Raw genomic sequence first — 12,665 nt, 5'->3', positions numbered from 1 at the left:
CGTGCCAAAAAGGATCTGCCTCTTTGGCAAACCCTAAATCAATCTTTTGACCAACCCTTTTCCTTGAATCTTACTATCGCTTCAACGCGATTGCTTACATCCAATTTATCGAGAATGACCGAAATATAATTACGAACCGTTCCATTAGTTAGATAAAGTTGGCTGGCAATTTCCTTAGTATTCTTACCATCTGCAATCAATTTGAGCACTTGACTCTCTCGTTCAGTCAACGGGTTTTCTTCTTCAAAAGCCATATCCACCAGCTCCGGAGCATATATGCGCCGACCATCCATGATGACTCTAATTGAGTTTGCCAATTCCTCACTTGGACTATCCTTCAGTAGATATCCACCTACTTCTGCCTTTCTGGCTCTTTCAAAATATCCAGGACGTGCAAAAGTTGTTAAAATGATGACTTTGCATTGATGGCCCTGACTCTTAATCTCTTCTGCTACATCGAGGCCTGTTTTAACGGGCATTTCAATATCCGTAATGCAGATATCCGGCTTTAAACGATTTACGAGATTCATTGCTTCTTCCCCATTGCTTGCTTTTCCGACAACTTCCATATCCTCTTCTAAATCAAGGATAGAACCTAGCGCACCAAGCAGCATCCGCTGGTCTTCAGCAATAACGATTCGAATCAAAGTTAATCCCACCTATTCATTATTTTTTATAGCATTCGGAACCCTAATGTAAAGTGTAGTTCCTTCAGTTGATTTAATATCTAGGCTGCCGTTAACGAATTCAAGCCTTTCTTTCATTCCTTGAAGTCCATTGCCTTTAAAAAACTCTGATTTGTGTGAAAGCCCCACTCCATTATCTTGGACTTTGATCGTCACTCCTGTCTTTAATTCTTCTATAACGATATTACAGCAGTCGGCACAGCTATGTTTGACTATATTGGTCACAGCTTCTTTCAAGCACATGCTTAAAACCGTTTCAACAAGCAATGGGGTATCTTGCAATTCCGTGGTTCCTTCCAATTTGAATTCTATCTCTGCCGCTTTCAAAATTTGCTTGACCCGGATTATTTCATCGCTTAGCTTAGCCCCACGCATTTCCGACACCATTTCCCGTACTTCTTTGAGTGCCGTCCTCGCCGTTTGGCGGATATCCTTGATTTCCTTCTTAGCCGAATCCGGGTTTAAATCAATCAATTTCCCAGCAAGGTCACTTTTCAAGCCAATCAAAGAAAGTTTTTGTCCAAGAGTATCATGTAAATCACGAGCAATCCGCTGACGTTCTTCCATTTTGCCAAGTTCGGATATTCTTTTATGCGCATCTTCCAGTTGTTCTTCCAGCCTATCCCGTTTATTCCGATTATATGTGTTGAATGGGAGAAGAATCACGCCTACTACACAAATGAGCATAAAGGGAAATTGCGAAAAGAAGGTAGGATCTTTCATGATGAACCCAATATTGACGGACACGATGGTAGCTAATAACTGAATCGAATATAATACGAAAAAACCAACCTTATTTTGAACATTCCCAATAAAGAATGCTAAAAAAAGTGAAAAGTAAATGTAGCTGAAAAATATGGTCATGGATATGGATATGACTATTTGTATCGCAGTCCAAACGTATACGGGCCATCCCTTTGAAACGAATGAAAGGCCATATGAAATGAAAAACAAAATGATCATGACGATTCCAAAAACAATCTCCAACATAGATGAAGATTTGAAAATGAAATAAAAAGGGAGGATACAAAAAATGATCCAGACATAAGGGCTTAGCCCTGTGTTCTTCGGAAAGATATGATACCAACTTTGCATGGCGCTGCCTCTTTTTCTTTTTCTCCTAGTATATACTAAGGTGTTTTATCAAAAAACCATCCAATGGAAATTGAATGGTTTTTTAATAAACTATTTATTTTTCTTGAAGACTTGGACGTTTATTATTGATTCCTACCTTTGATTTTGTATCGCTTAGACGGTGCTTAATCTCTTTAAAACTTACAAACGTTTTGTTTTCGCTATCATAAAGGCGGAAGCGAAGCGATTTTAAGCTTGAACCAAGAGTGATTGTTGTTGCCTGTTGCAAAGGAAGGGTGGAATCATGGACTTTTTCCAGATTATAGTTTGGCACTCTTGGACTAAGATGATGCACGTGGTGGAAACCGATATTTCCAGTTACCCATTGTAAAATCTTTGGAAGCTTATAATAAGAACTTCCATCAATGGCAGCCTTCACGTAATCCCATTCTGATTCCTCTTCGAAATAAGAATCTTCAAACTGATGCTGTACATAGAACAGCCAGATGCCCAGTGATCCCGTTACAAAAAGAAGCGGTACTTGGATCATCAAGAATGCCTGCCATCCGATAGCCAAGCATAAAAGACCATAAATCACCAAAATAGAAGCATTTGTCAAATACGTATTCATACGTTCTTTCTTTCTAGCGCCTTTTGTATTCAAACGATTCGACACAAGGAATAGATAAAATGGTCCTAAACCAAACATGACGATCGGATTTCTATATAAACGATAAGCTAGACGTCCCCAGAATGAAGCGGCTACATATTCATCAACGGTCATGACCCAAATATCGCCAGTACCGCGTTTGTTTAAATTACTGCTTGTTGCATGATGTATGGAATGACTATGCTTCCATTGTTCATACGGAAATAATGTGACGATTCCACTGATTGTACCCAGGATATTATTCGCTTTCCTACTTTTGAAAAACGATTGATGACAGCAATCATGAAAAATAATGAAAATCCTGACCACAAACCCTGAAGCTAGAACAGTAAATGCAAGGGTCAGCCAATATGAGATCGATAAGCTCTGATAGGCTAAGAACCATAATAGAAAAAAGGGTGGAAATGTATTTAAAAGTTGTTTCACACTTGATTTAGTATTGGACATTTCAAAAGGGGCAATATCTTTTCTCAATTGTTTTTGATTATGGTTACTCATAACTTCCTCCTAATAAATATTATATAGAAACGTGGAGTGTTTAAATGGATTGGTAAGCTTACATTTTAAAGCAACTATAATTTACGCTTTGGCCCGTTAAATTTAACGAACTATCTTTCTCTTCTTAAGTATAGGAATAATCACCGATCATCTGAAGTAATAAACGTCAATTGGCTGGCATGACAAACGTCATATACTTGTCTATCCTTTCACTTTTCACACGTATTTTTTCCTCATTTATCATTTTTACCCCTCGAAAATTGATAAATCCACTCAAATGGGGGAAAACAATTAACTATTTTCAACCCAATCAAAACAACTTCCCTTATATGTAAAGCAAGTCTATGTATTGCTCAAACACAAAAACAGATTCACCACAAGGCGAATCCATTTATATCTTAATGGCATAAACCCTTTCAGGCCGTCCTACCGTGCCGTATGTTAAATCCGCTTCAATTTTTTCCTCAGACATCAAGTGTTCAAGATAACGCCTTGCCGTAGTCCTACTCACTCCGATTTCCTTCGCCACTATTTCGGCAGTTAACCCAGGGGATGTGTTTCCCAACACTACTATCACCTTCTCCAAAGTCATCCTATCAATCCCTTTTGGCAATGAAGTCTGTTCTCTTTCCTTGTCATTCATTTCCTTTCTCAAAAGCTTATCCACTTGTTGCTGTGTCACAGGAAAATTGCCCTTTCCTAATTCAGATAATTTAATGTAATATTCTTGATATCGGAGTAAGGACTGTTTGAACCGTTCAAATACGACAGGCTTGATAATATAATCAAATATACCGATTTTAATGGCTTCCTGGACTTTTTCAATCTCTTTTGTTGCCGTAATCATAATGACATCCATTTGTTTGCTTTGCTGCTTGATTTCTTTCAGGATATCGAGCCCATTCATATCCGGAAAATACATATCGAGCAGCAATAGGTCCGGCTGCATGATTTCAATGAAGCTTTTAGCTTCGACATAACTTGACGCTATCCCAATGGTTTGAAACCCTTCAATTTTTTCGATGAACAGCTTCTGTATTTCAGCAATCCGTAAGTCATCTTCTACGATTAAAACTTCTATTTCGCTAATAGCCTTCATTTAATCACCCCTCTGTTTTTTGGTATGGCTACTGTAAAGATCGTATATTCCCCTTCCTTTGATGAAAAAGTGATATATCCTCCTAAACCATTAATTGCTTCCTGAACAAGACTCAGACCAATCCCTGAATTAGTTTGATGGTTTTTCGTGGTAAAACCTTTCTGAAAAATTTGTTCGGTAACACCTGAATTCATCCCTTTTCCGTTATCTTCAACTTCGATAATCAGTTCTTTACCCAAATCAGTTACGAACAACGAAACCTTTTTTTCCTCCCTTTGGTTTTCCCGTACCGCTTCAAAAGCATTATTGATAAGGTTACCGATAATCGTCACTAACACATCCCGGTCTATTTCGGACGGAATATCTTTAAAACTGCTCTCTCTATCAATAGTAAAATGAATTTTCAGCTCGCTTGCTAAACTTACTTTCCCTAAGATGAACCCAGCAATAATCGGATCAGGTACTTCCTTCATTAAAAAGTGAATGAACCCTTGTGTGACATCTACTTCCTTCGATATAAAATCTATCGCTTCTTTATAGGACCCCAGTTGAATCAAACCAAGAAGAGTATAAAGCCGATTGGAATATTCATGTGTCTGAGCCCTTAGCCCCTCTGCATAGGCCTTCACATGGGAAAGCTCTTGAAGAAGGTTCGATAGTTCGGACTTATTTCTTAAACTCGCAACAGCACCGATAACTTCTCCGTGTTTATTTAATATTGGAATGCGACTTGCCAAAAAAATTTCACCGTCTATCATAAATTCCTGATCATATTCGGCCTGTGCTGTACTGACTACATCAAGCAGATGTGTATTTGTAATGACCTCTTCAATTTTTCTCCCGCGTAGCACAACGTCTTTAGGAATATGAAGGAATTTATGCGCCGTTTCATTGACAACAGTGATTTTCCCATAGACATCAATGGCTATAATTCCTTCATGAATGGATTCCAAAATGGCATGTTTCTCTTGAAACATCCAGGCAATCTCCTTGGGCTCAAGTCCTAATATGGCCTTTTTTATATTTAATGAAATAAAGAAGGCAATTAGTAAACCACCTATTAAGATAAAAGAGATGGTCCATACTATCTTTCTTTGTATTCTAGACACTTCATTTTCAATATCGTTCTGCATGTAACCAACAGAGACTACACCAATGACTTTTCCCTCATCCTCTATTGGAGCTTTCCCCCTTATGGAAGGGCCCAATGTCCCGGTTGATTCCGTGATGATTGATTTCCCATTCCAAACCTCGGCGTTATCTCCCCCTACCATTTTCTTCCCAATCAATTTGGGATTAGGGTGAGACAGGCGTGTTTCATTCTCATCTCCTATTACAATGAATTCCGCATCGATCTGTCTGCGAATTTTTTCCGCAATAGGCTGGATGATCACGGAAGGGCTATCCGTTTGAAAGGCTTGTTTAATTTCAGGCAGCAGTGAAATAGTCTGGGCAACTGATAATGCTTTTTCCCCTGTTTCCTGTTTCAGGTTAATTTCTAAGATATTTATAAAAATAACTTCAAAGATTCCACCTATTAAGATGATTAACGTGCAGATGCCCAGCATCAACTTAGTATGTAAACGCATTCAATCACCTCTTCTTACATCATATAAAAAAAAACCCCTTTAAAAAAGGAGTTTTTTTGCAACATTCAGAAAATATTTATTAACCTTCTATATTGATGACGACATCTTTCCCTCTCTTCTTAAGTAAAACCGGAATGAGCAGCCATAATGCCGTTACAATCAAAAAGGTAAGTGAAAGTGGCCTAGTGAAAAACAAGCTGTAATCACCATCGGATATGGTCAAGGCTCTGCGCATATTATTTTCTATCATCGGCCCTAATACCAACCCTAGTACCAATGGAGCAATTGGATAATCATTTTTACTTAAGAAATACCCCAAGACCCCGCACCCTAATAATAGCAATAAATCATAAGTGGATACTTGAACCGCATAAACACCAAAAATGGAAATCGCGATAATGATCGGAATCAAGTACTTCTTAGGCGTTTCAATGATTTTTGCAAAAACCTTAACGAGCGGAAGATTAAGGATGAGAAGCATCAGATTCCCAATGAACATACTGGCGATAAGTCCCCAAGCTACCTGAGGATGATCTTCGAATAATAATGGTCCAGGTTGAACATTGTACATCATGAGTGCTCCCATTAAGATAGCTGTTGTACCGGAACCTGGAATCCCCAGAGTCAATAATGGAATCATCGCTCCACCAGAAGCTGCGTTATTAGCTGTCTCAGGCCCTGCTACTCCTGCAATTGCTCCAGTACCAAATTTCTCAGGTTTTTTTGAAATCCGTTTTTCCATAAGATAAGAGAAGAAAGAAGCAAGAGTTGCCCCTGCACCTGGTAGGATTCCTACAAAGAAACCTAAGAGCGATCCCCTGGCAATGGGACCCGCGGATTCTTTGAATTCTTCTTTGGAAGGAATCAAATTACTAATCTTAGCGATTTCCCCGTCATCCTCTTCTTTTTCCAATATCGTCTTGAACACTTCTCCAAGGGCGAATAACCCAACTGCGATTGTCAGGAATTCAACCCCTTGATATAGCCAGGGAACGTCGAAGGTAAAACGAGCAATCCCTGATACATTATCAATGCCTATCGTCCCAATCAGCAAGCCGCAAACAGTCATAATTAACGCCTTCGTTACTGACTTTCCCGCCAAACCACTAACAGCTGCCAGTCCTAGAAGCATAAGTGAAAAATACTCAGCTGGACCAAATTTTATGGCAATCGTCGATAATGGTTGAGCTAAGGCAATCATAGCGATAAGGGTGACAATCCCTCCAACAAAGGAACCGATGGCAGAAATAGACAAAGCACTTCCAGCCCTGCCCTTTTTCGCCATTTGATAGCCATCCAATGTTGTAACAACAGAAGAAGATTCCCCAGGTGTATTTAATAGTATAGAAGTTGTCGAGCCTCCATACATCGCTCCATAATAGACACCTGCAAGTAAAATGATGGCGCTTGTTGCCGCTTGCTCTGGGGGAAGTCCTCCCGTAATTGAAGCCGTTACCGGAATTAAAAGGGCCACACCGCTCATCGGTCCAATCCCTGGCAAAACACCAACTGCCGTTCCAATCAATACTCCAACAAAAGCAAAAAGCAAATTATACCAAGTAAGTGCTGTTTCAAACCCTTGTAATAAATAATCAAAAGTGCCCATTACTCATCCTCCTTTCCTTTATGAAAACCAGATTGGCCAACCAGGCAGTGTTCCTTTTAAGACATTTACGAATAAAAAATAGACGATTCCGGAAAACCCTGCAGATATAATGAGTGCTGTTACCCACTTGCTCCGTTCCATAGTTTGAAAGCAAACAAACAAAAAGAGAAAGGTTGTAATGACATACCCAAATGTTTCTAATGTCAAAATATAAATCAATGTTGAGAGTAAAATAATGATAAAAGGCTTATACTCCAGCTTTTCCTTACTCGATTCTTGTCTCTTACTCTGATATGCCTCATAAAATAGGCGAATACTCAATGCAGCAAGAACAAGTCCCAAAACAAATGGAAAAATATCTGGCCCCACTGAACTTCCATAAGAAGAACTGGATAAATTCCTGCTCCCTATCATAAACAACACACCGACAGCCAGAAAGGCTACAGCTGCAAAGCGGTCAAATTTCATGTCCACCCTTATCCCCCCAATTCAGAAAATAAGAAGAAGGAGAAGTACCTCCTTCTTCTCCCATTATTTTTCCATTCCTAAAGCTTCTAATAATTGCTGCACTTGTTTCTCTTGTTCTTCTAAAAACTTGCCAAACTCTTCACTGTTTTTATATTCTTGCTCCCATCCTTGTGCCTCGACTTCCTTTTTCCATTCAGAGGTTTCAACTAACTTTGCAATAGATTCGTTCCAAAATGTTTTAGCTTCATCAGACATTTCCTGAGGACCAAAAACTCCCCTCCAAATGGTAAACTCAGCATCTACTCCCTGTTCCTTAGCCGTTGGTATATCTTTAAGATCTCCACCAAGGCGTTCAGTCGATGTTACGGCCAGAACTCTAATCTTCCCTGCTTTTAAAAACTCTCTTACACTAGAGGCATCCGTTCCAATTACATCTGCATTGCCTCCAAGCAATGCCGTTATCGCTTCCCCGCCACCGTCGTACGATACATATTTAAGTTCAGTAGGATTTAAACCATATTCATAGGCTGGAAGAATGGAAATCAAGTGATCCATGGAACCAGGAGCTGATCCTCCTGCAAAAGTTAGCTTGCGCGGATCTTTTTTTACTACTTCCAACACTGATTTTAAATCTTTAAATTCTGAATCCGCTTTGACTACGATAGCTCCATAATCTTTTGTCAGCTGCGCCAAAGGAGTCGTATTTTTATATCCATAAGGACTGTTGCCCTCTTTTTTAAGATTATTAATAATGACAGGGGGCGAGTTCACAAACAGCATGTCGTTATTATCAACTTGCTGTGTTGCATATTCCGCCATAAAAACAGCACCACCACCACCGGGTTTGTTTTCAACGGTTAACGGCTGGCTTACCAGTTTTGTCTCACTTAAGACCTTTGTAAATGAACGAGCTGTTAAATCCCATCCGCCACCTGCACCCGACGGAGCAACAATCGTTATGGCTTTTTTCGGATATCCAGTACTTTCTTTCTTTTCGCCTGATGTATCCGAACTACTGCATGCACCTAAACTTAGGGCTAACGAACTTGCCAATATAACCGCAGAAATCTTTTTACGAGAAAACATATGAATCCCCCTTTTGAAAGCGTTTTCTTAATTTTACAAAAATTTATACCTTTTCTTTAATTATTCACCTAAAAAACATAAATTCCATAATATCCATATTGTTCATAAAGTTTTATAGCAGGAAAAGGGGGAAAAGACTGCTCCTTCAGAGCAGTCCCAGTTTGTAGACAAAAGGGGGTCTATCTAAATTAAACAAAGTGATTGGAATGGAAGGTGCGAGACTCCTGCGGGGAAAGCGAGTGCCTTACGTTCCAATCACGGTTCGAATTTTACAAACACTTAAAAAAAACTGTAGACTGCCCATTAAGAGCAGTCCAACTAGAATAGAATTTTTGATAGATATACGACCAACGTTACCGTTATACTGCTGAATAAAGTGGACATCAAGACGGCCTGTGCCGCATACTCCGGATGGTTACCATATTCCAAAGCAAATAAAGCACTGTTTCTTGATGTTGGAAATGAGCTTGCTATAAATAATCCTTGAGCAACCGTCCCTTCCAGCCCAAGCATGAGAATGATTAGGAAGGCAATAGATGGGGAGAGTATTAAACGGCCAATCAAGCTAAGAATTAGCGGAAGCGGGAAGTGAGTTATTTTTAAGTACGCACTCTGTGCACCCAGTGTAATCAAGGCAATCGCTATGAACGCACTTGCGATATTATCAATCGGAGTCCATAAAAACAAAGGAATATTGATTGAAGTCGCCTGTAAAACGAAACCAAGTAAGAGAGCGTATATAACAGGGTTCTTCAAGAACTCACTGATCGCTCCCTTTGCACTTTTTGTATGAACGGAAACGGAATTCATCAATCCATATGTATAGGTCAGTAGATTTTGAAAGATGATAACGATGACTTGAATTGATAGCCCAAGAGGATTATTATGAAACACCAACTGGCTGACTGGCATCCCAAAATTGGCTGAGTTATTTAAGACCACACTATTTTTAAAAGTTGCAGAGAGACTTTGATCAAACTTAGCGAGTTTAGCAATCAATGTACTTACTATGATGAGACTTACAGCTTGAAGAGCAAGGAAGCCAAATATTTGTACAATCATCCCCCCTCCCATCTTGCTTTGATAAATATTAACAAAGCTAATGGCCGGCATAAGCAGGAAATTGTTCAATTTAGACAACGTGTTCATATCCAGATGGAATTTACGATGAAGAAATGCCCCCGCTCCTATTAGAAAAAAGACAGGTACAATGACATTCAATAAAATTAGAAACAAAACACTCATATTACTACCTCTCCATTTCAAAAGGAAATATCCTGTAGATTCACTTCTCTCATACATCATAATGTGGATGAACCCATAATTAAAATACGAATAAATTATCGTTGGCTATTCAAAAAAGGAATGATAAAAAAAGCACAGAAGTTTCTGTGCTTTATCTAAATATCTCTCATAAAATCGACACTCTTAACAAATTGGACAAACTCATTGACCAGCTTTAATTCTAGCGTCTTTTCATGATATAACATCCAAGTATCTCTAATAAGTGTATCTCCTTGTTCATCCTTTAAATTAATCTGATATAGATTTTGGTCTTTCTCCAGTAAGACGCTTGGAAGAATCCCATATCCTAGCCCATTCCTGACCATTTCTTTGCATGTATCACCCTTATCCACTTCCATTCCAACCAAAGGGGGTCTGGAGAAATTCCTTCTCCACCAATTATCAATCATCGATTTCAAAAGAGCGTCGGTCCCATAATCAATCCTCGGCAAAGATGGAAGGTCCTGGATATCAATTTTTTCCTTTGAAGCGATACAAATCGTTTCCTCAAAAAGATGATGCCTTGATTCCGACCATTGATAGTCCCCACGTACAATCCCAACATGGACTTCTTCGTTGTAAATGAGGTTTAGTATTTCCTTACTCCAACCCGTTGTCACATTAAAATCAACCTTAGGAAATTGTTCACGAAAAATTTTCAACAGGCCCGGCAACTTATGAAGCGTAATATAGTTGGAAACTCCCAATCGCAACGTTCCACTAATCTCCTGTCCCATGTTAAACGCAGTCTCTTTTATCTGACGGAGCCTTATCAGCATCTCATTTGCACAGTTCGCCAAGTACTCCCCTTGAGGGGTAAACTGGACACCTCTTGTTCCCCGCTCCACAATCTTCAAATTAAATTCTTTCTCGATTTGTTGAATTCGTTTTGTTAAAGAAGGTTGCGAGATATATAAACTTTGCGCGGTTTTAGTAATATTCTTTTTTTGATATAAAACCTTTAAAATATGCCAATCCCTTTCATCCATTGACTTTCCTCCGATATAACTTTCCAGTAATTGTTTTACCCAAACTGTACCACAAAAGGCTTGAAGGATATATTATTTAACAAAGTCAAAAAAAGGTCCGAGCCATGCCGGCAAGGACCTTTTTACCTTTAAGCAAATTCTCCACCCTTTTCCCTAGTGGGGGGTGGCAACATTCAAGAGGAATACGCTCATTTATTCATTTAATTGAATTCTTTCAGGACATGTATAGATATTCATGGAATCATTACGAATAAATCCGACCGTCGTAATTCCTAATCCTTCAGCTAACTCCAAAGCTAGTTCTGTTGGAGCAGATTTTGAGAGTATAAGTTCACAACCAATCTTCGCCACTTTCAATAAAATTTCCGATGAAATTCGGCCACTGAACACGATAGCCTTTCCTTCTATCGAAATACCATTTTTCAAGCAATATCCATATATTTTGTCCAGAGCATTATGTCGTCCAATATCCATCCGACTTAATACGAGGCCATCGACATCACATAACGCAGCATTGTGAACTCCACCCGTATTTTGAAACGTGACAGCAGAATTTTGCAGATCCTTCATCAAGCGGAAGCAATCATCAGGTGTAAGTTTTACTGAAATATTATCCATTTTCTTAGCAGTCAGTGCATCGTTTACAAAGACAAATCCTTGCCTGCTCATCCCACAGCAAGACGTAATATACCGCTTATTTTGAAAGTCCTGGTAGTATGGGTTCACCTTATCCGTTTTCACATGAACAAAACCTTCTTTTTCTTGCACCCAAATTTCCTTTATTTCTTCATATTTTTTGATAATTCCTTCAGAAGCCAAGTAACCAATGACCATATCTTCAATGTATTCAGGTGTACAAACCATGGTAACAAATTCTTGTCCATTTATTTTCACAGTAACAGGAAACTCCGTCACGACCGTATCTTCTATTCTCTCAATTTCTCCATTAGCTATACGGATAATGTCCCGCTTCATTTCAATTGCTTTCATGTCCCCACTCCTTTTAATGTCTAGGAGCTAATTGACCTAATATGTTAGGAACCTATATCTTCTAGAGGTTGGTCAATGCCCGTTTAGTTTTTCCGCTATTTCCTTATCAAAGACAAATACGGAAATCGCTATATTTTCTTTTACTTTTATATCTGAAAACAAATGGACTAGTTTAGCTCCAACCAGTTTTTCCATTCCTTCCGGAGGATTCACCGAGTATACATCCTGAATCATTTTAGTTCTGGCTGAATGGACCATCTCTTTTCCTTCCTCTGTGCTTGATATGAACATTTCCGTCGGAGTTAAATTACCGTATAACGTTGAGACGGCCATATTTTCAACGAAAACTGTGTGGATACGCTCCGGACCTTTTCCAAATAGTTCCTTACGAAGCTTACGAATCATATCATTGAATTCATGAATTACTTTTGACATATTACCCTCACTCCAATCCACGGGATTACACTTCTCAATTTTCTTATCATAAATCAACAAGAAAAAAAACGAAAGGAATTTGGAAATGGTAGCTCCTTTACAGGATTGTTTCTTTTTGAAATTAAAGGTATAATATCAATAATAAAAGTTGGGTACGCAATAGTGTACTGTTGTGTTTCTATCTTTTCTCA

The 12,665-nt window shown here is 38.9% G+C and carries 12 protein-coding genes; all 12 read right to left on the bottom strand.

Annotated elements, in window-relative coordinates:
• Window positions 1-38 precede the first annotated feature (38 nt).
• The 12 genes from JFU50_RS11880 to JFU50_RS11825 all read right to left on the bottom strand — a co-directional run bounded on the left by JFU50_RS11880 (window position 39) and on the right by JFU50_RS11825 (window position 12,474).
• A complete protein-coding gene (locus JFU50_RS11880; RefSeq protein WP_053348644.1) occupies window positions 39-647 on the bottom strand; it encodes a response regulator transcription factor in 609 nt (202 codons plus the stop codon).
• 12 nt (window positions 648-659) lie between these two features.
• Window positions 660-1,781 (bottom strand): sensor histidine kinase, encoded by a 1,122-nt coding sequence (locus JFU50_RS11875; RefSeq protein WP_201187280.1) that lies wholly within the window; start codon window positions 1,779-1,781, stop codon window positions 660-662.
• A 94-nt stretch (window positions 1,782-1,875) separates the two neighbouring features.
• Window positions 1,876-2,928: a fatty acid desaturase gene (locus tag JFU50_RS11870; RefSeq protein ID WP_201222686.1), complete on the bottom strand. Its 1,053-nt coding sequence runs from the start codon at window positions 2,926-2,928 to the stop codon at window positions 1,876-1,878.
• A gap of 391 nt (window positions 2,929-3,319) precedes the next feature.
• Window positions 3,320-4,027, bottom strand: coding sequence for a response regulator (locus JFU50_RS11865; RefSeq protein WP_201222685.1), 708 nt, complete (start codon window positions 4,025-4,027; stop codon window positions 3,320-3,322).
• The gene (locus JFU50_RS11860) at window positions 4,024-5,616 is read right to left on the bottom strand and encodes an ATP-binding protein (protein ID WP_201222684.1); all 1,593 of its coding nucleotides are present in this window, start codon (window positions 5,614-5,616) and stop codon (window positions 4,024-4,026) included. The genes JFU50_RS11865 and JFU50_RS11860 overlap by 4 nt, the downstream gene beginning before the upstream one ends.
• Before the next feature lie 79 nt (window positions 5,617-5,695).
• Window positions 5,696-7,222: a tripartite tricarboxylate transporter permease gene (locus JFU50_RS11855; protein WP_053348639.1), complete on the bottom strand. Its 1,527-nt coding sequence runs from the start codon at window positions 7,220-7,222 to the stop codon at window positions 5,696-5,698.
• 18 nt (window positions 7,223-7,240) lie between these two features.
• Window positions 7,241-7,690, bottom strand: a complete 450-nt coding sequence (locus JFU50_RS11850) for a tripartite tricarboxylate transporter TctB family protein (RefSeq protein WP_207198866.1) — start codon at window positions 7,688-7,690, stop codon at window positions 7,241-7,243.
• A 63-nt stretch (window positions 7,691-7,753) separates the two neighbouring features.
• Window positions 7,754-8,776, bottom strand: coding sequence for a Bug family tripartite tricarboxylate transporter substrate binding protein (locus JFU50_RS11845; protein ID WP_201187288.1), 1,023 nt, complete (start codon window positions 8,774-8,776; stop codon window positions 7,754-7,756).
• 318 nt (window positions 8,777-9,094) lie between these two features.
• Window positions 9,095-10,021 carry an AEC family transporter gene (locus JFU50_RS11840; protein ID WP_056524565.1) on the bottom strand — a complete coding sequence of 309 codons (927 nt, stop codon included), beginning with the start codon at window positions 10,019-10,021 and terminating at the stop codon, window positions 9,095-9,097.
• 155 nt (window positions 10,022-10,176) lie between these two features.
• Window positions 10,177-11,049 carry a LysR family transcriptional regulator gene (locus JFU50_RS11835; protein WP_201222680.1) on the bottom strand — a complete coding sequence of 291 codons (873 nt, stop codon included), beginning with the start codon at window positions 11,047-11,049 and terminating at the stop codon, window positions 10,177-10,179.
• Between the two features lie 192 nt (window positions 11,050-11,241).
• The gene (gene fdhD / locus JFU50_RS11830) at window positions 11,242-12,039 is read right to left on the bottom strand and encodes a formate dehydrogenase accessory sulfurtransferase FdhD (protein WP_201187292.1); all 798 of its coding nucleotides are present in this window, start codon (window positions 12,037-12,039) and stop codon (window positions 11,242-11,244) included.
• A gap of 72 nt (window positions 12,040-12,111) precedes the next feature.
• Window positions 12,112-12,474, bottom strand: coding sequence for a DUF2294 domain-containing protein (locus JFU50_RS11825; RefSeq protein WP_053348632.1), 363 nt, complete (start codon window positions 12,472-12,474; stop codon window positions 12,112-12,114).
• Window positions 12,475-12,665 lie beyond the last annotated feature (191 nt).

The organism is Peribacillus sp. TH14, assembly GCF_016651145.1.
In the GTDB taxonomy this organism is placed as follows: Bacteria; Bacillota; Bacilli; order Bacillales; family DSM-1321; genus Peribacillus; species Peribacillus butanolivorans.
This window is presented reverse-complemented; position numbering and strand designations above follow the sequence as displayed.

What these genes read in the sequence shown, in the direction of transcription:
- JFU50_RS11875 (WP_201187280.1), bottom strand. Translation starts at nt 1,781, where the DNA reads ATGCAAAGTTGGTATCATATCTTTCCGAAGAACACAGGGCTAAGCCCT.
- JFU50_RS11870 (WP_201222686.1), bottom strand. Translation starts at nt 2,928, where the DNA reads ATGAGTAACCATAATCAAAAACAATTGAGAAAAGATATTGCCCCTTTT.
- JFU50_RS11865 (WP_201222685.1), bottom strand. Translation starts at nt 4,027, where the DNA reads ATGAAGGCTATTAGCGAAATAGAAGTTTTAATCGTAGAAGATGACTTA.
- JFU50_RS11860 (WP_201222684.1), bottom strand. Translation starts at nt 5,616, where the DNA reads ATGCGTTTACATACTAAGTTGATGCTGGGCATCTGCACGTTAATCATC.
- JFU50_RS11855 (WP_053348639.1), bottom strand. Translation starts at nt 7,222, where the DNA reads ATGGGCACTTTTGATTATTTATTACAAGGGTTTGAAACAGCACTTACT.
- JFU50_RS11850 (WP_207198866.1), bottom strand. Translation starts at nt 7,690, where the DNA reads ATGAAATTTGACCGCTTTGCAGCTGTAGCCTTTCTGGCTGTCGGTGTG.
- JFU50_RS11845 (WP_201187288.1), bottom strand. Translation starts at nt 8,776, where the DNA reads ATGTTTTCTCGTAAAAAGATTTCTGCGGTTATATTGGCAAGTTCGTTA.
- JFU50_RS11840 (WP_056524565.1), bottom strand. Translation starts at nt 10,021, where the DNA reads ATGAGTGTTTTGTTTCTAATTTTATTGAATGTCATTGTACCTGTCTTT.
- JFU50_RS11835 (WP_201222680.1), bottom strand. Translation starts at nt 11,049, where the DNA reads ATGGATGAAAGGGATTGGCATATTTTAAAGGTTTTATATCAAAAAAAG.
- fdhD (WP_201187292.1), bottom strand. Translation starts at nt 12,039, where the DNA reads ATGAAAGCAATTGAAATGAAGCGGGACATTATCCGTATAGCTAATGGA.
- JFU50_RS11825 (WP_053348632.1), bottom strand. Translation starts at nt 12,474, where the DNA reads ATGTCAAAAGTAATTCATGAATTCAATGATATGATTCGTAAGCTTCGT.